The sequence below is a fragment of the Streptomyces sp. CNP082 genome, from assembly GCF_059570535.1.
Map to the genome: position 1 here is coordinate 39,421 of NZ_JCANSZ010000014.1, position 22,618 is coordinate 62,038.

Annotated in this window: 22 protein-coding genes; 16 read left to right on the forward strand and 6 right to left on the reverse strand. The window is 72.9% G+C overall.

Features of this window, described 5'->3' with window-relative positions:
- Nucleotides 1-2 precede the first annotated feature (2 nt).
- A complete protein-coding gene (locus B124_RS14400) occupies nucleotides 3-1,043 on the forward strand; it encodes an ABC transporter substrate-binding protein (RefSeq protein WP_496503206.1) in 1,041 nt (346 codons plus the stop codon).
- 72 nt (nucleotides 1,044-1,115) lie between these two features.
- Here B124_RS14400 and B124_RS14405 read toward each other — a convergent pair whose 3' ends face one another.
- Both B124_RS14405 and B124_RS14410 read right to left on the reverse strand, forming a co-directional pair.
- Nucleotides 1,116-2,024: a ThuA domain-containing protein gene (locus B124_RS14405; protein ID WP_496503207.1), complete on the reverse strand. Its 909-nt coding sequence runs from the start codon at nucleotides 2,022-2,024 to the stop codon at nucleotides 1,116-1,118.
- 56 nt (nucleotides 2,025-2,080) lie between these two features.
- A complete protein-coding gene (locus tag B124_RS14410) occupies nucleotides 2,081-2,323 on the reverse strand; it encodes a hypothetical protein (protein ID WP_496503208.1) in 243 nt (80 codons plus the stop codon).
- A 199-nt stretch (nucleotides 2,324-2,522) separates the two neighbouring features.
- On the opposite strand from B124_RS14410, the gene B124_RS14415 reads away from it, so the two are divergent.
- On the forward strand, nucleotides 2,523-3,896 hold the full coding sequence (locus B124_RS14415) for a TrkH family potassium uptake protein (RefSeq protein WP_496503209.1): 1,374 nt from the start codon (nucleotides 2,523-2,525) through the stop codon (nucleotides 3,894-3,896).
- The gene (locus B124_RS14420) at nucleotides 3,893-4,618 is read left to right on the forward strand and encodes a potassium channel family protein (protein WP_496503210.1); all 726 of its coding nucleotides are present in this window, start codon (nucleotides 3,893-3,895) and stop codon (nucleotides 4,616-4,618) included. Before B124_RS14415 ends, B124_RS14420 begins: the two co-directional genes overlap by 4 nt.
- A 36-nt stretch (nucleotides 4,619-4,654) precedes the next feature.
- Here B124_RS14420 and B124_RS14425 read toward each other — a convergent pair whose 3' ends face one another.
- Nucleotides 4,655-5,911: a cation:proton antiporter gene (locus tag B124_RS14425; protein WP_496503211.1), complete on the reverse strand. Its 1,257-nt coding sequence runs from the start codon at nucleotides 5,909-5,911 to the stop codon at nucleotides 4,655-4,657.
- 274 nt (nucleotides 5,912-6,185) lie between these two features.
- Between B124_RS14425 and B124_RS14430 the strand changes: the two genes are divergently transcribed.
- The 5 genes from B124_RS14430 (at nucleotide 6,186) to B124_RS14450 (ending at nucleotide 10,152) form a co-directional block, all read left to right on the forward strand.
- On the forward strand, nucleotides 6,186-6,539 hold the full coding sequence (locus B124_RS14430; RefSeq protein ID WP_496503212.1) for a UBP-type zinc finger domain-containing protein: 354 nt from the start codon (nucleotides 6,186-6,188) through the stop codon (nucleotides 6,537-6,539).
- A 25-nt stretch (nucleotides 6,540-6,564) separates the two neighbouring features.
- Entirely contained in the window at nucleotides 6,565-7,500 is a 936-nt protein-coding gene (locus B124_RS14435) for a DUF5996 family protein (RefSeq protein WP_496503213.1), read from the forward strand.
- A gap of 12 nt (nucleotides 7,501-7,512) precedes the next feature.
- Nucleotides 7,513-7,992, forward strand: coding sequence for a VOC family protein (locus B124_RS14440; protein ID WP_496503214.1), 480 nt, complete (start codon nucleotides 7,513-7,515; stop codon nucleotides 7,990-7,992).
- A gap of 88 nt (nucleotides 7,993-8,080) precedes the next feature.
- Entirely contained in the window at nucleotides 8,081-9,436 is a 1,356-nt protein-coding gene (locus tag B124_RS14445) for a type I glutamate--ammonia ligase (protein ID WP_496503215.1), read from the forward strand.
- A gap of 152 nt (nucleotides 9,437-9,588) precedes the next feature.
- Nucleotides 9,589-10,152 carry a GNAT family N-acetyltransferase gene (locus B124_RS14450; RefSeq protein ID WP_496503216.1) on the forward strand — a complete coding sequence of 188 codons (564 nt, stop codon included), beginning with the start codon at nucleotides 9,589-9,591 and terminating at the stop codon, nucleotides 10,150-10,152.
- A 101-nt stretch (nucleotides 10,153-10,253) separates the two neighbouring features.
- Here the strand turns inward: B124_RS14450 and B124_RS14455 are convergent, their stop codons facing one another.
- Nucleotides 10,254-10,916 carry an HNH endonuclease family protein gene (locus B124_RS14455; RefSeq protein WP_496503293.1) on the reverse strand — a complete coding sequence of 221 codons (663 nt, stop codon included), beginning with the start codon at nucleotides 10,914-10,916 and terminating at the stop codon, nucleotides 10,254-10,256.
- Between the two features lie 376 nt (nucleotides 10,917-11,292).
- Between B124_RS14455 and B124_RS14460 the strand changes: the two genes are divergently transcribed.
- From B124_RS14460 to B124_RS14475, 4 genes are all read left to right on the forward strand, one after another.
- On the forward strand, nucleotides 11,293-11,730 hold the full coding sequence (locus B124_RS14460; protein ID WP_496503217.1) for a hypothetical protein: 438 nt from the start codon (nucleotides 11,293-11,295) through the stop codon (nucleotides 11,728-11,730).
- A 78-nt stretch (nucleotides 11,731-11,808) separates the two neighbouring features.
- Nucleotides 11,809-14,145: a protein translocase subunit SecD gene (gene secD / locus B124_RS14465; protein WP_496503218.1), complete on the forward strand. Its 2,337-nt coding sequence runs from the start codon at nucleotides 11,809-11,811 to the stop codon at nucleotides 14,143-14,145.
- A gap of 179 nt (nucleotides 14,146-14,324) precedes the next feature.
- On the forward strand, nucleotides 14,325-15,233 hold the full coding sequence (locus tag B124_RS14470) for a dihydrodipicolinate synthase family protein (RefSeq protein WP_496503219.1): 909 nt from the start codon (nucleotides 14,325-14,327) through the stop codon (nucleotides 15,231-15,233).
- Between the two features lie 94 nt (nucleotides 15,234-15,327).
- Entirely contained in the window at nucleotides 15,328-16,038 is a 711-nt protein-coding gene (locus tag B124_RS14475) for a GntR family transcriptional regulator (protein ID WP_496503220.1), read from the forward strand.
- Between the two features lie 186 nt (nucleotides 16,039-16,224).
- On the opposite strand, the gene B124_RS14480 is transcribed toward B124_RS14475, so the two are convergent.
- Entirely contained in the window at nucleotides 16,225-17,763 is a 1,539-nt protein-coding gene (locus tag B124_RS14480) for a PQQ-dependent sugar dehydrogenase (RefSeq protein WP_496503221.1), read from the reverse strand.
- Between the two features lie 104 nt (nucleotides 17,764-17,867).
- The gene (locus tag B124_RS14485) at nucleotides 17,868-18,863 is read right to left on the reverse strand and encodes a LamG-like jellyroll fold domain-containing protein (RefSeq protein WP_496503222.1); all 996 of its coding nucleotides are present in this window, start codon (nucleotides 18,861-18,863) and stop codon (nucleotides 17,868-17,870) included.
- Nucleotides 18,864-19,343: 480 nt separating this feature from the next.
- On the opposite strand from B124_RS14485, the gene B124_RS14490 reads away from it, so the two are divergent.
- The 4 genes from B124_RS14490 (at nucleotide 19,344) to B124_RS14505 (ending at nucleotide 22,617) form a co-directional block, all read left to right on the forward strand.
- On the forward strand, nucleotides 19,344-19,781 hold the full coding sequence (locus B124_RS14490; protein ID WP_496503294.1) for a TIGR02611 family protein: 438 nt from the start codon (nucleotides 19,344-19,346) through the stop codon (nucleotides 19,779-19,781).
- A 174-nt stretch (nucleotides 19,782-19,955) separates the two neighbouring features.
- Nucleotides 19,956-20,735 (forward strand): GntR family transcriptional regulator, encoded by a 780-nt coding sequence (locus B124_RS14495; RefSeq protein WP_496503223.1) that lies wholly within the window; start codon nucleotides 19,956-19,958, stop codon nucleotides 20,733-20,735.
- Between the two features lie 218 nt (nucleotides 20,736-20,953).
- A complete protein-coding gene (locus tag B124_RS14500; protein WP_496503224.1) occupies nucleotides 20,954-21,586 on the forward strand; it encodes a glucose-6-phosphate isomerase family protein in 633 nt (210 codons plus the stop codon).
- A gap of 2 nt (nucleotides 21,587-21,588) precedes the next feature.
- Nucleotides 21,589-22,617, forward strand: coding sequence for an ABC transporter substrate-binding protein (locus B124_RS14505; protein WP_496503225.1), 1,029 nt, complete (start codon nucleotides 21,589-21,591; stop codon nucleotides 22,615-22,617).
- Nucleotide 22,618: the final 1 nt, after the last annotated feature.

Here is a 22,618-nt window from a genome sequence, read left to right on the forward strand (position 1 = left end):
CCATGTCTGCCAGACGCCGCGGCATCACCGCCGCAGCCCTCGCCCTCACCGCCGCACTGTCCCTGTCGGCCTGCGGCGACTCCGCCGGGGACGGGAAGGAGACTTCGTCAGCAGGGGCCGGGGGCAAGGAGGCCGTCGCCCAGGGCGGCGACGACTTCGCGAACGCGGCGAAGGAGACCGCCGCCATGGGCACCGAGGCCAAGCCCGGCGAGTGGCCCCGCACCATCGACCACGCCATGGGTGAGACGGTCATCGAGTCCCAGCCCGAGCGGGTCGTCGTCCTCGACGTCGGCGAGCTGGACAACGTCGTGTCCCTGGGCATCGAGCCGGTCGGCCTCGCCCCCACCGAGGGCTCCCCCGAACTGCCCTCCTACCTGAAGGAGGACGCGGGCAGCCCGGAGAACGTCGGCACCATCAACAACCTCAACCTGGAGGCCATCGCCGAGCTTGAGCCCGACCTGATCCTCGGCAGCCAGTTGCGCGCCGCCGACAAGTACGACGAGCTGGCCCAGATCGCCCCGACCGTCTTCTCCCTCCGCCCCGGCTTCACCTGGAAGGAGAACTACCTCCTCAACGCCGCCGCCCTGGACAAGACGGCCGAGGCCGAGGCGAAGCTCGCCGCGTACGACAAGAAGGTCGCGGCGCTGGCCGGGAAGCTCGGCGCGGACAAGCCGACCGTCTCGATGGTCCGCTTCATGCCGGACGGCGTGATCCGCCTGTACGGCAACGCCTCGTTCATCGGCACGATCCTCAAGGACGCCGGCATCCCGCGCCCGGAGAACCAGGACATCGAGGACCTCGCCGCCGAGGTCAGCGCGGAGAACATCGACCAGGCCGACGCCGACTACGTCTTCACCGGCGTCTACGGCGACCCCGAGGCCACCGACAAGTCCACGACGCAGAACAACTCCCTGTGGCAGAACCTCGAGGCGGTCAAGGCCGGCCGCGCCCACGACGTCCCGGACGAGACCTGGTACCTCGGCCTCGGTGTCACGGCCACCGACGAGGTCCTCGCCGACCTGGACCGCTACCTCACCCGGTAGGACCGCGCACGCACGGCACCCGGCCACCGCCCCCGTCGTGGGGGCCGGCGGCCGGGGCGGGGATCCTTCCGGTCACTGTCCAGGCGTGCACTTACCTCCGCCGGCCGTGCCGGCGGCGGCCCAGCTGATGCCTCCGACGAGGTGCTTGACGAGGCTGTTGTCCCCGCCGTTCGCCGTGTAGGACTCGGCGAAGTGGCCCATCCCGCTCACCCAGATGCGACCGCCGTCGTACGGCTTGCACCAGGAGATCGGGTGGTCCTCGCCCATCGCGTTCGGGCCGGGTTCGTACGACTGCTCGTCGAGCGTCGCGAGCACATGCGCCTCGCCGCGCACGCTGCGGGCGAAGTTGTAGTGCTCGTCGCCGAATCCGAACTCCTTGGGCAGATCGCGCGTCGAGGGGTGGCGGCGGTCTTCGACCTGCACCGTGGCGACGTTGTTCAGGTCGGTGGCGGCGTGGCCGGTCATCAGCGTGCCGACCGCGCTGCCGGCGTCGCCGTCCCACCAGTCCCAACTGGTGACGCCGGCGCCCATGTCGACCGCGTTGTGGTTGGCGGCGATCCCGCCGCCGGCATTGACGAACCCCTTGATCGCGGCGCGCTGCTCCTCGTCCCACAGCGGGCCCGGCCGGTTGCCGCCGAGCCACTGCGACGAGGCGTTGAAGAGGAAGACGGCGTCGTAGCCGGCCAGGTTTTCCGGGGTGAAGACGCGCGGGTTGCTGTCCGGGTGGTCGCAGTTGCCGGGGGCGCCGCCGAGGCCGTCGCAGTCCTCCCGTACCCATGAGATCCCGGCCTCGTCCAGCGCGTTCTGGATCGGGCCGATGCCGCCGTCGATCGCGTCGGCGTGGCGGTACCCGGTCGTCCCGGTGTAGATCAGGACCTTCGGCTCGGCCTTGGCCTCGGCGGGTACGGCCGATGCCGCGGTGAGCCCGAGCGCCGCCACCGCCAGCAGCGCGCGGTGAACGCCTGGTCGTGCGTTACGCATGACACTCCCTTCACCTGTGATGTCTCCCTTAACTACGAGGTCTCTTCGAGGACATGTCAAGATGGCCGGGCCCGCCGGGTGGCTGCGGGAGCAGGCCCCCGCACCTGGACCTGCCGGATCGCCCCGTTCTGCGAGGTGACGCTCTCGTCGTAGCCGGCGGCCTCGCGGCGGAAGGCCGCGTCGCGCTCCTGGAGGACGCCGCCGATCTGGGCGTCGACCTCGCCGCGGCTGACGGCAGCCGTCGTCCCCGCGGGCCCAGCGTCGCCGGCCGGTGCGGGACATCCCGGGAAGGGATCCACCCTGACCTGCGGAGACGCGAGCGGTGATGACGCCGTCCTGGGACGTCCCAGGACGGCGGGGGCGCCCCTTGCACATGCTGTCGACCGGGGCCGGCGCCCGTACCGCCGGCGGCTAGGGTGTGGAACAGATGCTGACGGATTGCTGACGGAGTCCTGACGACGGTCGCGCCAGCGGCCCCGGGCAGGGGAAGGGGCCGCTGTGCGACGCTGGCTGCGCTCGACCGGCCGCTCCCTGCTGGCCACGCACCCCGCGCGACTGGTCGTGCTGGCCTTCGGCCTGGTGGTCCTCATCGGCACCGTGCTGCTGTCGCTGCCGGTGGCGGCCGAGGACGGCACCGCGACCGGCTTGGTGTCGTCGTTGTTCACCGCCACCTCGGCGGTGTGCGTGACCGGCCTCGTCGTGGTGGACACCGGGACACACTGGAGCGGCTTCGGCGAGGGCGTGGTGCTGGCGCTGATCCAGGTCGGCGGCTTCGGGATCATGACCATGGCGTCGCTGCTGGCGCTGCTGGTCGCCGGCAGGCTCCGGCTGCGCCTTCAGCTCACCGCGCAGGTGGAGACGAAGTCCCTGGACCTGGGCGACGTACGCCGGGTGCTCCTCGGCGTGGCGGGCACCACGCTCATCGTGGAGCTGTCGGTCGCGGCCGTGCTGGCGCTGCGCTTCCGTTTCGGCTACGACCGGGGCGTACGCGATTCCGTGTACTCCGCGGTCTTCCACGCCGTCTCCGCCTTCAACAACGCCGGCTTCGGACTGCACCCGGACAGCCTCACCCGCTACGCCACCGACCTCTGGGTGACGGTGCCGGTCGCCGTGGCCGTCATCTGCGGCGGCCTCGGCTTCCCGGTGCTGCTGGAGGTGCTGCGGTACCGGAACCGGCGGCGGGTGAGCGGGCGGCGCACCTGGTCGCTGCACGCCAAGCTCACGCTGACGACCACCGCTGTCCTGCTGGTCGCCGGGATGGTCCTCACCTGTGCGCTGGAGTGGTCCAACGACGGCACCCTCGGCCCCCTCGACGCCGGGGACAAGCTGCTCAACGGCTTCTTCCACTCGGCGATGACCCGCACCGCGGGGTTCAACGCCGTCGACGTCGGCGCGCTGCACCCGGCCACGCTGCTGTTCACCTGTGTGCTGATGTTCATCGGCGGCGGGAGCGCCGGGACCGCGGGCGGCATCAAGGTCACCACGTTCGCGGTGCTCGCGGTCGCCGCAGTCGCCGAGGTACGCGGCGAGCCCGCGGCCGAGACCATGGGCCGCCGCATCCCCCAGGCCGCGGTGCGGCAGGCGCTGACCGTGGCGCTGCTCGCCATGGGACTGGTGATATCGGCCACGGTGGTGCTGCTGACCATGACCGAGGAGAGGTTCGAGGCGGTGCTCTTCGAGACGGTCTCCGCGTTCGGTACGGTCGGTCTGTCCACCGGGATCACCGCGGACCTCCCCGCAGGCGGACAGGTCGTCCTGGCACTGCTGATGTTCGTCGGCCGTGTCGGCCCCATCACCCTGGTCTCGGCACTCGCGCTGCGCGAGCGCAAGCGCCGCTACCAACTGCCAGAAGAACGCCCCGTCATTGGATGACCATGAGCAATTACCTGCACCACTTCCACCGCTGGAGCGGCAAGCAGCAGACGGGAGGCCGCCAGCAGGCCGGAACGGGCCGGATCGCCGTCATCGGCCTGGGCAGGTTCGGCGGCTCACTGGCCGACGAGCTGACGCGCCGCGGGTGGGACGTCCTGGGCATCGACACCGACGCCCGGCTCGTCCAGAAGTACAGCGACGATCTCACCCACGCCGCCGTCGCGGACTGCACCGACCCCCGGACCCTGGAGCAACTGGGCGTCCAGGACTTCACCCATGTGGTGGTCGGTATCGGCACCGACATCCAGGCGTCCATCCTGGTCGCCTCGAACCTGCTGGAGGCCGGTGTGCCCAACATCTGGGCGAAGGCCGTCAGCCGGCAGCACGGCCAGATCCTCGAACGGCTCGGTGTGCCGCACGTGATCCTGCCGGAGCACGAGATGGGCGAGCGCGTCGCCCACCTCGTGACCGGCAGGATGCTCGACTTCATCCAGTTCGACGACGACTTCGCGCTCGCCAAGACCGTGGCGCCGGCCCTCGCCATCGGCGTCCCCCTGGGCGAGAGCCGCGTACGCACCCACCACGGGGTCACCGTGGTCGGCATCAAACGCCCCGGTGAGGAGTTCACGTACGCCACGGCCGAAACGGTCCTCCAGAAGGGCGACGTCATCATCGTCACGGGACGCACCCAGGCCGTCGAGACCTTCGCCGAACTCACCTGAGCCGGTCCCGAGCCGGCCCCGGCCCGGTACGGCGGATCACGACCCGGCGCGGTCCGCTTCCGGCTGCCGCTGCCGCGGTACGTCGTGGCTCTCCGCCCTGTCCGCGTCGTTCGGCAGGCCGACGAGGTCCTCGACGTCGAACACGCGGGCAATGGGCACGTCGGTGCTGGAGTGGGCGACGATCGAGAACGCGATGCAGACCGCGATCAGCGTGAACGCCTCCTCGCCCTGCGGGATCTGGGCCTGCAGCACCAGCAGCCCGTAGACGACCGACGCGAAGCCCTTCGGCCCGAACCAGGCCGCGGTCAGCCGCTCACGCCGGTCGAAGCGGGTCCCGAGCAGGGACAGCAGCAGCGAAGCCGGCCGGATCAGGACGATGGCCAGCACCACCGCCACGTACCCGCCCCACGACAGGTCCCCGAACAGCTCCGGCGTCAGCAGCGCACCGAACACCAGCAGCGCGGCGAACTTCGCCAGCTCCGCCAGCGACTCGCCCAGCGGCTCGAACGCGCCCTTGGCCTCCGGCGAGAGGGACGCGAGGACCGCGCCGGCGGAGAACGCCGCCAGGTAGGGGTTGGCGTGGGTCAGGTGGCAGACCGCGTACAGGATGATCCCCACCGCCAGCGGCAGCAGCGGCTGCAGCTTGGGCTCCGCGCCCAGCAGCCGGAACCGCACCAGCCAGTACACCACCGCCGGCGCCGCGACCCCCAGTGCGAGGCCGCCGACCAGCTCCAGGCCGATCTTGCCGAGGTCCGCCTCGGCGCCGTGCCCGGTCGGCCCGGCGGCGGCGATCAGGATGAGCACCACGGGCAGCGCGAGGCCGTCGTTGATGCCGCTCTCCACGTTCAGCAACTGGCGCAGCCGCGCCGGTACTTCCTTGCGGCTCACGATCGCCGAGGCGAACACCGGGTCGGTCGGTGCCAGCACCGCACCCACCAGAAAGGACGTCGTCCAGTCCAGTCCCACCAGGAAATGCGTGACCAGCGCCATGCCGACGAAGGCCAGCGGCATGCCGAGGGCCAGGGCGCGGGCCGGGTTCCTCCAGGCGCTGCGCAGCGCGGGGAACGACACGTGCATGCCGTCGGTGAACAGCACGGCGAACAGCGCGAGATCGGCGGTGATCTCGACGAGGCCGCTCTCCGGCGTGATGTGGATCAGACCCAGGAAGCCGTCGCTGACCAGGGCGCCCCCGACCAGGAACAGCAGCGAGGTGGACAGGACGGAGCGGGCCGCCAGGCCCGACAGCAGCACCGCCACCAGCAGCGCCGCCCCGAAGACCGCGATGAGTACCACGACAGAAGCCCCCCGATCAGCAAAGGATCATTCCCTGCTCGCCGACCAGACTTCCCGGCACACCGCCGGGAACCCTATCCCACTCCGGCGCACACCTCCACCCTTGCCCGCCAGACGAACCTCCTGACCAGGGCCGGAGCTGGCGGCAGCCGCCCGCCCGGCGGCTGCCGCGCCGGCGTCTGGGCCGGCCTGGCGATGCGGTGCCGAACGGCGCACCGCACCCGAACGGCCCAGCCGACGGGCCCGTCCGGCCCGTTCCGCGCAGCATGGAGCCATGGAAGCCGAGCGGATACCTGGCGTCGACCCCGCCTCCACCCCCAGCGGGGACGGCTGCGCCGAGTGCACGGCCGGCGGCGGGTGGTGGTTCCACCTGCGGCGCTGCGCCGCCTGCGGGCACATCGGCTGTTGCGATTCCTCGCCCGCGCAGCACGCGAGCCGGCATGCGCGGGAGAGCGGGCACCCGGTGCTGACCAGCTTCGAGCCCGGGGAGGACTGGTTCTACAACGCCGATACGCAGCAGTTCACCGACGGGCCGGAGATGAGCCCGCCCACCGCACACCCCGCCGCCCAGCCGACGCCGGGACCGGCGGGGAAGGTGCCGGAAGACTGGCAGCAGCGTCTCCACTGAAGCCGTCCAGGAGCTGTCGATGCCGATGACGAACGCACCTCCCACCGCCGACCCGTGGCCGGCCCTGCGCGTCGGGGACTGGCCGGACACCCGCGAGACCCTGCACATGTGGACCCAGATCGTCGGCAAGGTGCGGCTCGCGCTGGCGCCCATGGTCAACCACTGGTGGCAGGTTCCGCTGTACGTCTCCGCCCGCGGCCTGACGACGTCCGCGATCCCGGGCCGGCGCACCTTCGACATGGAGTTCGACTTCATCGACCACCGGTTGCGCCTGCGCACCACCTCCGGCGCGGTGGAGACGGTCGTGCTGGAGGCGAAGCCGGTCGCCGACTTCTACCGCGAGACGATGGACGCCCTGCGGCGGGCCGGGATCGACGTCTCCATCCTGGCCCGGCCGGTGGAGGTGGAGGAGGCGATCCCGTTCGCCGAGGACCGTACCCACACCTCCTACGATCCCGCCCAGGCGCACGCCTTCTGGGGCCAGTTGGTGCAGGCGTCCCGGGTGCTCGCCGCGTTCCGTTCGCGCTTCATCGGCAAGGTCAGCCCCGTGCACTTCTTCTGGGGCGGCATGGACCTGGCCGTCACCCGCTTCTCCGGGCGCACCGCGCCCGCCCACGCCGGCGGCGCCCCCAACTGCGCGGACTGGGTGATGAGAGAGGGCTACTCCCACGAGCTCAGCAGCGCCGGGTTCTGGCCGGGCGGCGGCGACGAGGACGAGGGCATGTTCTACGCCTACGCCTATCCGGAGCCTCCGGGCTTCCGCGACCATCCCGTCCCGGCGGGCGGCTACTCCGACCAGTGGAGCCAGTTCCTCCTGCCGTACGAGACGGTGCGTACCGCCGCTGACCCGGACGCCCTGCTGCTGGACTTCCTGCAGTCGACGTACGAGGCAGCCGCCGTCCACGGCCACTGGGACCGCGCCGCTCTGGAGGGCGATCCCCACCGGGTGGCCCCGAGCTGACAGGAGGAGCCCGTGACCGAAGAGCGGCCGGCCGTCGACCTGGAGAACCTGCCCGCACCCGGCACCGGGATGCTGGTGACGCTCTTCCTGACCGTCAGGCGGGTCGCCCGCTCCCGGGCCTTCTACAGCGAGGTCCTGGGCGGGCAGGTCGTCCTCGAAGAGAACCCGTGCATCGTCAGGCTCGCCAACTCCTGGGTGATCATGAATCCGGGCGGCGGCCCGACCCCCGACAAGCCGGATATCTCGGTCGTCGACTACGAGCCCGGCGACACCGTCTCCAGCTTCATGAACCTGCGCGTCGCCGACATCGACGCCGTCTACCGGGACTGGAGCGCCAAGGGGGCCCGGTTCGTCACCCCGCCCCTCGACCGCGGGCCGGAGAAGCGCTGCTATCTGCGCGACCCCGACGGCTACCTGATCGAAGTGGGCCAGGCCACCGGCCTGCTCGAAGGCAGACTCGCGAAGAAGCGCCCGGAGGACCTGCCCGGCTGAGGCGGTCCAACCGCCGTTTGCGCTCGATCGGGTGGTTTGCCATGGAATGACGGAAGGAGCGGCACCCCGCCCGGCCGATCATGAGGGCATGACTGTGCACACGGCTGACAGAGCGGCACGGGCGGACCGGGCGATGGCCCGACTGGCCGAAGCGGGCACCCGCGTCGTCGCGTTGAGCTGGGTCGACAACGCGGGCATCGGCCGCGTCAAGGTCGTGCCGCTCGACCGCTTCCCCCAGCTCGCCGACCACGGCGTGGGGATGCCCCCGGTGTTCGACACCTTCCTGGTGGACGACTCGATCGCCCGCGCCGACGGCTACGGCGGACCGGTCGGCGACCTCCTCCTGCTGCCGGATCTGGACCGGCTCACCCCGCTGGCCGCACAGCCCGGCTGGGCGTGGGCACCGGCGGACCGGCACGGCCAGGACGGCGAGCCGTACCAGGGGTGCCACCGGGGCTTCGTCAGCCGCATGGCGCAGGCGGCGGCCGGGCTGGGGCTGAGCCTGCGGATGGGGTTCGAGACGGAGTGGAGCGTCGGCCCCGGCGCCCTCGGCGACGGCCCGGCGTACGCGCTGTCCCGGCTGGCGGACTCCGGGGCGTACCTCCTGGACATCGTCGACGCGCTCGCCGCGCAGGGTGTGGAGGTCCACCAGATCCACCCGGAGTACGAGCCGGGGCAGTTCGAGGTCTCGACCGCCCCCGAGGACCCGCTGGGCGCCGCCGACACCGCCGTGCTGGTCCGGCATACGGTGCGTGCCGTCTCCCGCGCCCACGGACTGCGGGCGTCCTTCGCCCCGCTGCCGGGGCTCTCCGGCATCGGCAACGGCGGGCACGTGCACCTGAGCCTGTGGCGCGGCAAGGAGAACCTGATGCAGGGCGGTACGGGGCCGCACGGCATGACGCCGGACGGTGAGGGGTTCCTCGCCGGCGTGCTGCGGTGCCTGCCCGCCCTGACCGCAGTGGGCTGTCCCTCTCCCGCCAGCTATCTGCGGCTGGCGCCCTCCAGTTGGGCCGGGGTCTACCGCTGCTGGGGCTGGGAGAACCGGGAGGCGGCGCTGCGCTTCGTCACCGGTCCCGCGGGCGAGACGGCGCACCGCGCGAACGCCGAGCTCAAGTGCTTCGACCAGGCGGCCAACCCGTACCTGGTGGCGGGCTCTGTCATCGCCGCGGGCCTGGCGGGGTGCGAGGACACGCTGCGCCTGCCGGAGGAGTTCTGCGACGACCCGGCCCACGCGGACCCCGGGGAGCTGGACCGGCGTGGCATCGAGCGGCTGCCGGCCAGCCTGGCGGACGCGGTCCGGCATCTCAAGGTCTCGGTGGTGCTGCGCAAGGCGATGGGGGACCACCTCTTCGACGCGCTGCTCACGGTCCGCGGGGCCGAGGACGCGCTCTTCGCCGACCGGTCCCGGGCCGAGATCATCGAAGCCACCCGCTGGCGGTACTGACCCGGGCGCACCGCGGCGGCGCCACGTCACCTGCCCCGGCCCGACGTGCAGGCAGGGGCCCGGCGTCCTGCTGACCCGGCGGCCATGGCGAGGGCGGTCCTGCCGGCGGAAAACCAGGCGACCCGGCGCGATGGCCTGGGTAGGGTCGCGCCATGTACGAGCTGCAGCGGCTGCTCACCGGTCACGCGCCGGCGGTGCTCGCCTTCGAGCGGGCGAACCGCGCCTACTTCGCGGCCTCGGTCCCCGACCGCGGTGACGCCTTCTTCGACGGTTTCCCCGACCGGTTCGCGGCGCTGCTGGCGGAGCAGGAGGCGGGCATCAGCGCCTTCCACGTCCTCCTCGACGAGGACGGCTCGGTCGTCGGCAGGTTCAACCTGATGGATCTGGAGGACGGCGCCGCGGAGCTCGGCTACCGGGTCGCGGAGCATGCCACGGGCCGCGGCGTGGCGACGGCGGCGGTCGTGGAGCTGTGCCGGCTGGCGGCGGGCACGTACGGGCTGCGCATGCTGCGGGCGGCCGTCACCGAGAAGAACGCCGCGTCCCGGAGGGTGCTGCTCCGTGCGGGCTTCGTGGCCGCCGGCCCGGCCGACCCCGCCCACCTCGGCGGCGAGCCGGGCACGTGGTTCGAGCGCGGCCTGACCGCCGGGGGCGGGAGCCCCTCCACCGGAACGGCGGGCGGGTCCCGGGCCGTTCCCGGGGCCCGCAGACCTTCCTGACCGGCCGGGACGCTGTCCGCGCGGTGCGGTGTCCCCTGATGCGTACGGCAGCCGGGGCACCCCGGGTGTGGCGGGGTGCCCCGGCGCCGCGCCGGGTGGTCCTAGTAGTAGCAGCGGTCGAGCATGCCCTGCACCGCGGACTTCTCCGCGGAGTCGATCCTCAGGTTCCAGCGGTACTTGGTGTGGATCCAGAACTTGGCGTATCCGCACCAGGAGGCGGTACGCGGGGGCTTCCAGTCGGCCGGGTCGCGGTCGCCCTTGGAGCTGTTGACCTCGGTGGTCACCGCGATGAGCTGCGGGCCGGTGAGGTCGTTGGCGAAACTCTGGCGGCGCGAGGTGGTCCAGCCGCTGGCGCCGGAGCGCCACGCCTCGGCCAGGGCCACGATGTGGTCGATGGAGATCTGCGAGGGCGAGGTGCGGGTGATGCCGTCGAAGTAGCTGTACCAACTGCCGGAGGTGGGGTAGCAGTCGGAGCCGGTGGTCACGTTGTCGCCGTCGCGCTTGAGGACCGTCTCGCGGGTGTTGCAGGTGCCGGAGACCGTGGTCCAGTGGGGGAACAGGTCGCGGGAGTATCCGGTCATGGAGCCTTCCGAGGCCACGGTCAGGCTGTTGAGTTCGGACTGCACCTGCGCCTTGGACGGCACGTCGGGCGGGAACGCCGCCGCCGGCGGCGCCGAGCCGAGCGCGAGCCCGAGGACGAGGGCCAGGAGTGCGAGCGCGGCCGTCCAGCCGCGCGGGGATATCGCCGGTGAGCTGAGCAACACGGCCTCCATGGGGGTGAGGAGGAACATCTGCGGCCGGGTGGGAGCACCGCCGCGGCAGCCGGGAGCGGCGTCAGGCGGGTCGGCGGAGAGTGCCGGTGGTGCGGCACCCGCCCGCCGGGACGTCCGAACCGCCCGGCGGTTGGCACAGGTTCGAGCGGCCCGCTCCGTCTACGCGTATAGACATGCCCATGACTTGTCATGAGCATGCGTCGAGGTTTCGCCCCGGCAGTCCGGCCCGGGTGTACGGGCCGCCCCCACGGCACCGTGAGCGGCGGACCCCGGCCGGGGCCGGGTGTCCCTGCCGGCTGAGGATGGGTAGTCTGGCCTGTTCATGCCCGCTCCGCGGGCCCCCGTCCGCCGACCGAGGAGACCGCGTATGAGCAGGTACGCGCACGCGGTCCGCCAGGGCTCTGGGCGCGGGGCCGGCTGGCGGGGCACCGTCGTCGCCCTCGTGCTCGCCGTCGCCGGCGTGCTCGGGGCCGGGGCCGGGCAGGACGGCGGGGCGGGGTACGGCGCTCTGCCGTCGTACGGTGCCGCCGCCGAGGCGGCCGGCGACCTCGCTCCGAGCGGGGATCAGCACCTCGCCGGCGGCCCGGCCGCCGGTCCCGAGGAGTACGCCGCGTCCCAGCAGGGCCAGCGCGGCGCCCCCGCGGAGCGGCCCGCCGCGCCGGTCACCGGCGCACCCCGGCCCCCGTTCGACCTCCCCCGTACGCCCTCCGTCCCCGCCCCGCCCCCGCCCGACGGCGGCACGCTCCCGGGCTTCAGCCCCGCACCGCGGACCGAACGCGCTCCGCCACCGGCGCCAGGCAGCTGACACCACCCCTTTTCATCCACCCCGGCGCGACCCCCGCGCACGCGGGCCGCCGCGCCATGCCTGGCTGGAGCAAACCCTGTGACACGCGCTACCCGCGTGCGGGCCGTGCTGGCCCTCGCCGTCCTCGCCCTGTCCGTCACCGTCGCCGTCGCCGTGCCCGTACACCTGGGACTCGACCTGCGCGGCGGCACCCAGATCGTCCTTGAGGCCCGGGACTCCGACGTCGCCGAGGCCGACGCGGACACCACCGACCACACCCTCGAAGTGCTGCGCAACCGCGTCGACTCGCTCGGCGTCACCGAGCCCACCCTGACCCGCTCCGGCGACAAGCGGATCATCGTGGAGCTGCCCGGCGTCCAGGATCCCCGGGAGGCGGCCGACCTCCTCGGCCGTACCGCCCAGCTCACCTTCCACCCCGTCCTCGGCGCCGCGGAGCAGCAGCAGGGCGGCGCGGGAAAGGTGCTGCGCGACGAGGCCGGGCAGCCGCTGCGGCTCGGGCCCGCCGCGCTCACCGGCGCCGACGTCGCCGACGCCGAGGCCCTCTTCGACACCCAGCAGGCCCGCGGCTGGTTCGTCACCGTCGGCTTCGACGGCGAGGGCGGGACGGAGTGGGCCGGGCTGACCGGCGACGCCGCGTGTGCGCCCCCCGGCGACCCGGCGCGGCGTGTCGCCATCGTCCTGGACGGCAAGGTCATCTCCTCGCCGCAGGTCGCCCCGGACGTCGGCTGCCGCACCGGCATCACCGGCGGATCCACCCAGATCACCGGCGACTTCGGCCGCGACGAGGCGCGCGAGCTGGCCCTGCTCGTCAACGGCGGTGCCCTGCCCGTGCCGCTGGAGACCGTCGAGCAGCGCACCGTCGGCCCGACGCTCGGCGCCGAGGCGATCTCCGCCAGCGCCCGGGCCGCGCTCATCGGCGCCGCCCTGACCTCGCTGTTCATCATCGTCGTCTACCGGCTGCTGGGCTTTCTGGCCACCGTCGCCCTCGCCTGCTACGCGCTCGTCTCGTACGCCGCGCTGGCCGCACTCGGCGCCACCCTGACGCTGCCGGGGCTCGCCGGCTTCGTGCTGGCCATCGGCCTGGCGGTGGACGCGAACGTGCTGGTCTTCGAGCGGGCGCGGGAGGAGTACGCCGCCCGCCGGCGGCCCAGCGTGCGGACGGCGCTGGCCGGCGGGTTCCGCAAGGCGTTCACCGCCGTCGCCGACTCCAACGTCACCACGCTCATCGCCGCCGGCCTGCTGTTCTTCCTGGCGTCCGGGCCCGTGCGCGGCTTCGGCGTCACGCTCGCCATCGGCGTGCTGGCGTCGATGTTCAGCGCGCTGGTCGTCACGCGGGTGCTCGCCGAATCCGTCGCGGGCCGCCGTGCGCTGCGGGTACGCCCCGGGCGTTCCGGGATCGCGGGCCACGGCCGGGTACGCGCCTGGCTGGTCCGGCGCAACCCGCAGTTGATGCGGCACTCGCGCCGCTGGCTCGCGGCCTCCGGCGTCGCCCTGCTGCTGGCCGGCAGCGGCATCGTGGTCCGCGGGCTGGACTTCGGCGTCGAGTTCACCGGCGGCCGGCTCATCGAGTACGCCACCACCCAGCCGGTCGACGCCGACCGGGCCCGCGACGCGCTGGCCGACGCCGGGCTGCCGCGCGCCGTCGTCAACACCTCGGGCGGCAGCGAGCTGACCGTCCGTACCGAGAAACTGTCCGACGACGAGGCGGCCGACGTCACCGCCGCGGTGGCCGAGCTGGGCGGCGGCGCGGAGAAGGTCCGCGACGAGATGATCGGGCCCAGCCTCGGCAAGGAGCTGCGCACCGGCGCGCTCATCGCGCTCGGCGTCGCCCTGGCCGCCCAACTGGCCTATCTCGCGGTGCGCTTCCGCTGGACGTACGCCACCTCGGCGGTCGTGGCGCTCGCCCACGACGCCGTCATCCTCGTCGGCCTCTTCGCCTGGCTCGGCAAGCCCATCGACGGCGTCTTCCTCGCCGCGCTGCTCACCGTCATCGGCTACTCTGTCAACGACTCCGTCGTCCTGTACGACCGCGTCCGTGAACTGGTCGCCGCCGACCGCGCCAAGCCGTTCCGGGCCGCCGCGAACACGGCGATCCTGCAGACGGTGCCGCGCACCGTGAACACGGGCATGGGCGCCGTCTTCATCCTCGCCGCGCTGGCCCTGCTCGGCGGCGGGGCCCTCACGGACTTCGCGCTCGCGCTGCTCATCGGCATCGCGGCGGGCACGTACTCCTCGGTCTTCACCGCCACCCCGCTCGCCATCGAACTCGACGCCCTGAAGAACGGGAAGAACGGGAGGAACGGGAGGAACGGGAAGGACGCGGGGAGCCGGGGGAGCGCCAAGAGCCGGGAGGACGCGAAGAGCCGTAAGAGCCATAAGAGCCGTCAGAACCGGAAGGAGCCGGTGAAGCGGTGAACGGCGACGTCCGGCGCGACGTCTGACGTGCCCGGGCGGCGGGCGGAGCAACACCCCGCCGCCGCCCGGGCTTTCGCATGCCCGGCCGTATCCAGGGAATCATGTGACATTGTACTGTGGTCGGGGGTTCGCGCCCGCGCGGCCCCGCCCGCCTGCCGCGACTCACCCGGGAGTACTCCATGACCTCTGCTCCACCGGAACGGTCCCGCCCCTGGCACGGCCTCATGGTCGCCACCGCGCTGCCGCTGCGCCCCGACCTGACCGTGGACTTCGACGCCTACGCCGCACACGTCCGCCGGCTTATCGACGCCGGCTGCGACGGGGTCGTGACCAACGGCTCACTGGGCGAGTACCAGACCCTCACCGACGACGAGCGCATCCGCCTGGTGCAGACCGCCGTGGCCGCCGCCGGCGACGGCGACCGGGTCATGGCGGGCGCCTCGGCCTACGGCAGCGCCGAGGCCCGCGGCTGGGCGGACCGGGCGGCGGAGGCCGGCGCCGGCTCGGTCCTGCTGCTCCCGCCCACCGCCTACCGGTCGGACGAGGCGGCGGTGCGCGCGCACTACGCCGAGGTGGCGAAGGCCGGCCTGCCGGTGGTCGCGTACAACAACCCGTACGACACCCGCACCGACCTCACCCCCGCGCTGCTCGCCGCCCTGCACGGCGAGGGGAGCATCGTCGCCGTCAAGGAGTTCACCGGCGACGTCCGCCGCGCGTACGAACTCGCCGAGCTGGCGCCCGGACTCGACCTGCTCACCGGCGCGGACGACGTGCTGCTGGAGCTGTCCATAGCCGGCACGGCCGGCTGGATCGCCGGGTTCCCCAACGCGCTGCCCGCCGCCTGCGCCGCCCTCTACCGCGCCGCCACCGGCGGCGACCTGGCGCAGGCCAAGCCGCTCTACCGGGCCCTGCACCCCCTGCTCCGCTGGGATTCCAAGCCGCAGTTCGTCCAGGCGATCAAGCTGGCCATGGACGTCGCCGGGCTGCCCGGCGGCCCCTGCCGGCCGCCGCGCTCGCCGCTGCCGGACGAACAGGCGGCGAGCGTACGGGACATCACCCGCAAGCTGCTCGCCGAGGGCCTGGGCTGACCCACCGCGCACCCTCTCGCCCGCGGACGGCCGGGGTAGGCTGGAACAATGTCACATCGCGCATCCAGCCCCGGCCGCCCGCGGCGGGAACACCGTGGCTGAGGCGAAGCGGGGCAAGCTCATCGCGGTGCAGCAGCACCTGCGCGACCAGGTCGCGGGCGCCCTGCGGGCCGCGCTGATCGCGGGGGAGCTGCGCCCCGGTGTCGTCTACTCCGCGCCCGCGCTGGCCGCGGAGTTCGGCGTGTCCGCCACGCCCGTACGCGAGGCCATGCTCGACCTCGCGCGCGAGGGCCTGGTCGAGGCCGTACGCAACAAGGGCTTCCGGATCACCGAGATGACCGAGGGCGACCTCGACGACTACACGGAGATCCGCGAGCTGATCGAGATCCCCACCGTGGGCCGGGTGACCGAAGTGGCCACCGCGGAGCAGCTCGAGGCGCTGCGTCCGCTCGCCGAGGACATCGTCAAGGCCACCGGTGACCACGACCTCATCGGCTATCTGGAAGCCGACCGCCGCTTCCACCTCGGCCTGCTCGCGCTCGCCGGCAACGACCACCTGGTCACCGTCGTCGCCGAACTGCGCAACCGCTCCCGGCTGTACGGCCTGACGGACCTCGACCGCGCCGGGGTGCTCGTCGACTCCGCGCAGGAACACATCACGCTGCTCGACCTGATGATCGCCGGCAACGCCGCGGCGGCCCAGGAGCTGATGGCCCGCCACCTCGGGCACATCCGCACCCTGTGGGCGGACGGCCGGCGCGACGCCGCGCGGCGCGCCGGCGCGCCGCGGCTCGGCGAAGGCTGACGCGCGGCGAGGTCTGACGCGCGGCGCGCTGCACCGGCGGACCGTGTGAACCCGGGATGCCCCGGCCCACGCGGGCGAGCCGATGGTGGCGACATGACCACTCGGCCGGCGCCCGGGTGGCGTGGTCCAGCGCCGCCGCCTGGCTGACGTTCGCCCGCGAACTGGCGGACCCACTTGGCCGGTCGGCTACGGCAGCGCGGGACCGCGGGTGCCGGTGACCTTCCAGACCTTGCCGTTCGCCTTCGCCAGCAGGTAGAGGTCGCCCGCCGCGTCCTGACCGAAGCGCAGGTCGACGCGGGTGTCGCCGGCGAGGTCCTGCGCCGTGACGCGCTTGCCGGTGGCGCCGTCGTAGAGCCGGAGCTGGTAGATCGTGGCCATGTCCAGCGGGTTATCCGCCGCGTCGCGGTCCATGTCGCCGGTCCTGGAGGCGAAGACGCGGCCGTCGACGAGGTCGCCGAAGACGTACGTGCCGTGCAGCTTGCGCAGGTCGTCGCCGCGGTAGACGAAGCCGCCGGAGACGGCTCGGCCGATGTCGGAGGTGCAGTTCCAGTCGGCCGGAGGGTTGTGGTCGTAGGCGGCCACGGGGTAGGTGAAGCCGTACGTGTCGTCGTCGGGAGGCAGCGGCTGGTACGCGTCGCACGGGTCGGCGGGGTCCTTGTCGAAGACGAACGGGCCCTCGCGCTCGCTCCAGCCGAGGTTGTCCCCGGCCCGTACCTCGTAGATCGACTCGATGGCGTGCTCGCCGATGTGGCCGAGGTACAGGCGGTGTTCGCCGCCGCTGTCCCAGCTGAAGCGGTGCGGGTCGCGGAAGCCGTAGGCGTAGATCTCGCCGAGGGCGCCGTCACGGCCGGCGAAGGGGTTGTCGGCGGGGATGCCGTACGCGCCGTTGTCACTGTTGTCGCCGCGGGGGTCGATGCGCAGCAGCTTGCCGTGCGGCAGCGCGAGGTCCTGCGGCTCGGTGGTGCGCACGCCGGTGCCGCCGTCGCCCACGGCGGCGTAGAGCATGCCGTACTCGGCGGTGCCCTTGCGGGCGGTGGGGTTGAAGGCGATCTGCTGGATGCCGTGGATGCGGCCGTTGAAGCCGAGGCGCAGAACCTCGCGGCGGGTGCCGGAGAAGGTGTCGGCGGCCGGGTCGCCGGCGGTCCACTCCGTGATGATGCCGTGGTAGGCGGTGTTGGGCTGCGGGGTGAGGTCCGGCTCCTCGTCGGTGGTGGAGGCCAGCTCGGTGTGCACGGTGTAGAAGATGCCGTTGCTGGCGAAGTCGGGGTGGAAGGCCGCGTAGCCGAAGCCCTGGCCGAGACCCTTGCCGGAGAAGAACTGCGGCGCGAAGACGGCGCCGACGTCGAGGTACGGGCGGGGCTCCTGGCCGTCCTCGACGAGGTACAGCTTGCCGTTGAGGTCGGGCACCGCCTTGCGGCCGGAGCCGTCGGGGAGTTCGGCGAGCGCGTTGATCCGGGCGTGCCGCATCAGCCGCGGATCGTCCGGCGGCGGCGTCGGCTCCGACTCGGGGAACTGCGCGTACTCCTCGACGACGAGGCCGAGCTGCACCGGTACGGGCTTGGGGAGGATCGCTTCGCCGGACGCCGCGGCGCTCGCCGGGGCGGCGGGTGCGGCGGCCGGCTCCGTGCGGGCCTCGGCGGGGGCGGTGAGGAAGGCTGCCGCGGCCACGGCCGCGGCGAGTGCCGGGGCGAGGAGGCGGGGCTTTCGGCGGGCGGACAAGGGCATGCCGGGCTCCGTTCTGGGGGGTGCGATGGTGCGTGCGTTGCGAGCGTTGGTGCAGCGGGTGCCTGCGGATGGCGCAGGCGTACGGGCGCGGGTACGGCTGCGGCTCAGGGCCGCGGCGAGACCATCTGCAGGTACTGCCCTCGTACTTGCCGGTCGGTCAGCTCGCGGTCGAGGAACATCAGGCTGTCCATGCGGCAGTTGCAGGGATTGCGCTCCAGGGTGTTCTGCGGGAAGCTCCCGCCGATCTTGATGCCCCTGGGGTCCGTGGGCGACGCGCGGTGCTCGCCCGGCCCGTCGACCTGCCACGGGTCGCCCGGGACGGTGTAGAAGCCGTCGAGGCGCTCGCCGTTGCGGAACAGCGCCATGGTGCCGTCGGTGTAGTCGAACGTCGCGGCCAGGAACACCCACTCGTCCGGCGGCAGCAGCTCGCGCCAGTCCTGGGCGGCGGCGAACGTCTGCGAGGCGCCCTCGTCGAGCCGGCGGCCCAGCGCCACGAGCCGCAGCTCGCCGTTCACCTCGATCAGCTCCAGCAGGGCCCGTACGCCGTGGCCGTCGGAGTTGCCGGCGAGCACGCCGGCCAGGCCGACGGCGTTGTAGCGGTCGTCCGGGTCTGCGGTGTGGGGGTTGGGGGCCGGGTTCTCGCCGGTCACCTTGAACCAGCCCATGACGGTGGCGGCGCTCGCCCCGTTGAACGCGCGCAGGCTCGGCACGCCCTCGGAGCCGTAGACGCCGGCCTTCCAGTCGTCGTTCCCGGCGGTGCCGGGGGAGACCTGGGCGGTCTGCAGCGCGGGCCCGGCGCCCGGGAACGCGCGGTCGGGCACGCGCATCGCCTCGCCGCCGTTGACGAGCTCTATGTCGGTGCCGGAGCGGCCCTGGTCGTCTTCGAGGGCGGGGCTGCCGGCGACCGGGTGGCCGAAGTCGTAGTGCGCCACGAGGCCGGGCATCAGCGCGGGCGCCACGACGGGCGCTTCCCGCTCCGCCGCTGCCGCGTCGTCGGCGTCCTGCACCGCCTGCACCGGCCCAGCCGCGAGGGCGGTGAGGGCCAGCGCCGCGACGGCCGCGACGAACCGCGCGGCCACCCTTCCGCTGTGCTGAGGCATTGCGTCCATCTCCCCTGCCGAAGAGAACTGATCACCGTAAGTAAGCGCTTTCCATGTCCCGCTCGGACCGTATCCGCGCGACGTGATCGCGTCAAGAAATCCCACACGCATCCCCTGCGGGGCGCCGCCCGCCGGGGCCGGCTCCGCACCCCGGGGCGGGCGGGGGGCATACGCCCCCCAACCCCGAGCCCCGGCGCGAGCCCGCCGGCCCCTGTCGCCCACCCGAGCCCGCCGGCTCCTGCCTGCGACGGCGTCCCCGGCCGGCCGCCTCGGCACCCCGGCCGGCTGCCGGCACCCCGGCGGACCCGGGGATTCCGCCGCCCCGCCCTGTCGCCCCGGCCAGGGGGCCGTACGCCTGGAACTACGCCCAGGGGAGGAGCCCGGCGCCGGAGGACGGTCCGGATGGCGGACGGACCTGGGCCCCTTACGCCGTAACGTATGGCCATGGATGTCGAGCGTGACGATCAGGGGGAGAAGAGGATGGACAAGGCCGGCACCGACGCTCCGGTGGCGAAGCTGGACGAGCCCGAGAAGCCGGACACCCCGGAGCACCAGGCGTGGGGGTCCAGGGCGCCGGACTTCATCCAGCGCTCGCGCGCGCTGCACGTGAGCTGGCAGGTCGGGGTCTTCGTCGTGGGCCTGGCCATCGTCATCGGCGGCATCATCCTGCTGCCGCTGCCCGGCCCCGGCTGGCTGGTGATCTTCGCGGGCATGGCCGTGTGGGCGACGGAGTTCGTGTGGGCGCAGATAGTGCTGCGCTGGACCAAGCGGAAGGTCACCGAGGCCGCGGCGCGCGCGCTCGACCCGAAGGTCCGCCGCCGCAACCTGATCCTGACCGCCCTCGGCCTGGTGATCTGCGGCGTGCTGCTCGGCATATACCTCTACAGGTTCGGCCTGGAGATGCCCTGGAACGTCTGACCGGCCAGGGCTCTGCGGCCGTCAGGTGCGCGGTCCCGTCACGCACGGTCCCCGTCCCGCGCGCCTCTCCCCGGCCCCGGCGGTCGGCTGCGCGCTGCCGCCGGGGCCGGGCCGTCTGGTGAGCGGGCTCCCGGCGGGCGATCGTGTCGAGGAGGGTTGTTATCCTCTCATGACATGCAGTCAAGTATCGATCGTTCGTCGCTGCTCCCCTTCTACCACCAGCTCAAGCAGATTCTCCTGGGCGAGATGGAGAGCCGCGAGCTGGGGCCCGGCGACCGGCTGCCGGGCGATCACGAGCTGTGCGAACGCTACGGGGTCTCCCGGACGGTCGTCCGCCAGGCGCTCGCCGAGCTGGAGTCCGAAGGGGTCATCGAGCGGATCAAGGGCCGCGGCACCTTCGTCGCCCACCCCAAGACCCCCGAGGGCCTGGTCCAGTCCCTCACCGGGCTGTACGAGGACGTGGCGGCCCGCGGCGGCCACCTGCGCAGCCAGGTCCGCCGGCTCGAAGTGGTCCCGGCGGACGCGCAGGTCGCCGGGGAACTGGACGTGCCGCCCGGGCATCCGGTGATCGTCATCGAGCGGCTGCGGTTCGTCGAGGAGGAGCCGTGGGTGCTCACGATCACCCACGTCCCGCAGGAAATGGCCCCCGGGCTGGTCGACGAGGACCTGACCCAGGAGTCGCTGTACGCGCTGCTGGAGGGCCGGTTCGGGGTGCGGCTCGTGCAGGGCCGCCGCTCGGTGGAGGCGGCGGTGGCCTCCGCGGAGCTGGCCCGCAGCCTCGGCGTCAGCCGGGGCGCCCCGGTGCTCGTGCTGCGCAGCGTCAGCGTCGGTGAGCAGGGCCGGCCGGTGGAGAGCTTCGTCGCCTTCCACCGCGGCGACCGCAGCCGCTTCGAGGTGGAGCTGTCCCGGCAGCCGGGCGCCCGGCCCCGCCCGCTGATGATCGTCACCGACTGACTCTCCCCGGGGCCGTACCCGGCCTGTACGCCCCGGACCCGACCGGACTCTCGCGGCCGGTTCGCTCGCCCGAGCGGACCGGCCGCGACGCGTCTGCGGGGAGTGCGGCCGGCCGCTGCCGGGACCCTTGACATCCTGACCGTACAGGATGTCAAATGACCACGCCGTCACGCTGACGCCCCTCCCGCAGTACCCCCGCACGACCCCAGGAGGAAACGGTGCCGTCATACGCATCGCCCCCCATCGAGCCGACGCTCGTCACCTTCGATCCCGAGGCCGGCGGCATGAGCCCCTCGGGTCCCGTGCTCACCCGGCGCATGTCCGACCTCGACGGTCTCTTCGCCGACGGCGACGCCTGGCGCGCCGCGGTACGGGACGGCGGTGACCCCGTCGTGTACGACGTCGCCTCCTCGCCCGTACCGGAGGCCGAGGGCGAACTGCCCCAGTCGATCACCACGATCCGGCCGGGCACGGTCGCGGGCGAGTTCCACATGACCAAGGGCCACCAGCACCCCAACCCGCAGGGCGAGATCTACCTCGGCCTCGCGGGCACCGGCGGGCTGCTGCTCTTCGACGGCGACCGGCCGCGGTGGATCGACATGTACCCGGGCGCCATCGGCTACATCCCGCCGGGCTGGGCGCACCGCAGCGTCAACACCGGCGACGAGCCGTACCGCTTCCTGGCCGTCTACCCCGGCAACGCCGGCCACGACTACGGCTGGGTCCTCACCCACGGCATGGGCCACCGCGTCCGGCGCGCCCCGGACGGCGGTCCGCCCCTGCTCGCCCCGTACACCCCCTCGTCCCCCTCATCCCTCTCATCCCCCACGTCCCCTAGCAACCAGGAGTAGCCATGGCGCGCATCCGTTTCGTCTCCTCGGGGGTGGCCGCCGCGCTGGCCGTCGTCTTCGCGGCCGGCGGCGTCGCCGCCGGGAAGGCGGCGTTCGACGACTCCGGCTCCTCGTCGGGCGGCGGCGCCGCGGTCGGCGGCATCAAGGTCGACGTCATCACCAAGGCCACCGACTCCGACTTCTGGCAGTCGATGCTCGCCGGCTCCCGGCAGGCGGGCGACGACTTCGGCATCGACCTCGGGCTCTTCGGCCCGACCTCGGAGACCGACATCGAGGAGCAGGTCAGCCTGGTGGAGAACTCCATCTCCCGGGGCGCCGACGCCATCGTGCTGGCCTCGAACTCCTCCACGGCGCTCAACGGCGCGGTGGACCGGGCCCGCGACGCCGGCATCAAGGTGATCACCGTCGACAACGCGATCACCACCGAGGCCGAGGGGTTCATCGGCACCGACAACGTCAAGGCGGGCGAGCAGGCGGGCACGCGCATGTGCGAACTGCTCACCGACAAGGGCCAGAAGGACGGCAAGATCCTCCACGAGAGCTCGACCTCCGGGCAGCAGGTCCTGGTCGACCGGTTCAACGGCTTCAAGAGCGGCCTGGCCGCCAAGTGCCCCGACGCCGAGATCATCCAGACGTCCGTCAACGACAACGACCTCAACAAGGCCGTCTCCCAGGTCAACGACGCCCTCACCGCCACGCCCGACCTGGCCGGGGTCTTCGCCGACAACAACACCTCCGGCACCGGCGCCGCCAAGGCCGTCGCCGAGCGCAAGGCGAGCGACCGCGTCGCCGTCGTCGCCTTCGACTCCGACCCCGCCGAGATCGCGGGCGTACGCGACGGGTCCATCGACGCGATCATCGTCCAGAACCCGTTCTTCTTCGGCTACCAGGGCGTCGTCGAGGCGGCCATGGCCGCGGGCGACAGCACCCCGCCGGTGCGGCTCGACCCGGGCGCCGTCGTCATCGACAAGTCGACCGTGGACGAGGCGCAGTACGAGCAACTGCTCAACCCGCCCAAGACCAAGGGCTGAG

Bases quoted from the DNA above. Each gene is read 5' to 3' on its own strand.
- B124_RS14400 (WP_496503206.1), top strand. From the start codon at position 3: ATGTCTGCCAGACGCCGCGGCATCACCGCCGCAGCCCTCGCCCTCACC.
- B124_RS14405 (WP_496503207.1), bottom strand. From the start codon at position 2,024: ATGCGTAACGCACGACCAGGCGTTCACCGCGCGCTGCTGGCGGTGGCG.
- B124_RS14420 (WP_496503210.1), top strand. From the start codon at position 3,893: ATGACCATGAGCAATTACCTGCACCACTTCCACCGCTGGAGCGGCAAG.
- B124_RS14430 (WP_496503212.1), top strand. From the start codon at position 6,186: ATGGAAGCCGAGCGGATACCTGGCGTCGACCCCGCCTCCACCCCCAGC.
- B124_RS14435 (WP_496503213.1), top strand. From the start codon at position 6,565: ATGACGAACGCACCTCCCACCGCCGACCCGTGGCCGGCCCTGCGCGTC.
- B124_RS14445 (WP_496503215.1), top strand. From the start codon at position 8,081: ATGACTGTGCACACGGCTGACAGAGCGGCACGGGCGGACCGGGCGATG.
- B124_RS14450 (WP_496503216.1), top strand. From the start codon at position 9,589: ATGTACGAGCTGCAGCGGCTGCTCACCGGTCACGCGCCGGCGGTGCTC.
- B124_RS14460 (WP_496503217.1), top strand. From the start codon at position 11,293: ATGAGCAGGTACGCGCACGCGGTCCGCCAGGGCTCTGGGCGCGGGGCC.
- B124_RS14470 (WP_496503219.1), top strand. From the start codon at position 14,325: ATGACCTCTGCTCCACCGGAACGGTCCCGCCCCTGGCACGGCCTCATG.
- B124_RS14480 (WP_496503221.1), bottom strand. From the start codon at position 17,763: ATGCCCTTGTCCGCCCGCCGAAAGCCCCGCCTCCTCGCCCCGGCACTC.
- B124_RS14485 (WP_496503222.1), bottom strand. From the start codon at position 18,863: ATGCCTCAGCACAGCGGAAGGGTGGCCGCGCGGTTCGTCGCGGCCGTC.
- B124_RS14490 (WP_496503294.1), top strand. From the start codon at position 19,344: ATGGACAAGGCCGGCACCGACGCTCCGGTGGCGAAGCTGGACGAGCCC.
- B124_RS14495 (WP_496503223.1), top strand. From the start codon at position 19,956: ATGCAGTCAAGTATCGATCGTTCGTCGCTGCTCCCCTTCTACCACCAG.
- B124_RS14505 (WP_496503225.1), top strand. From the start codon at position 21,589: ATGGCGCGCATCCGTTTCGTCTCCTCGGGGGTGGCCGCCGCGCTGGCC.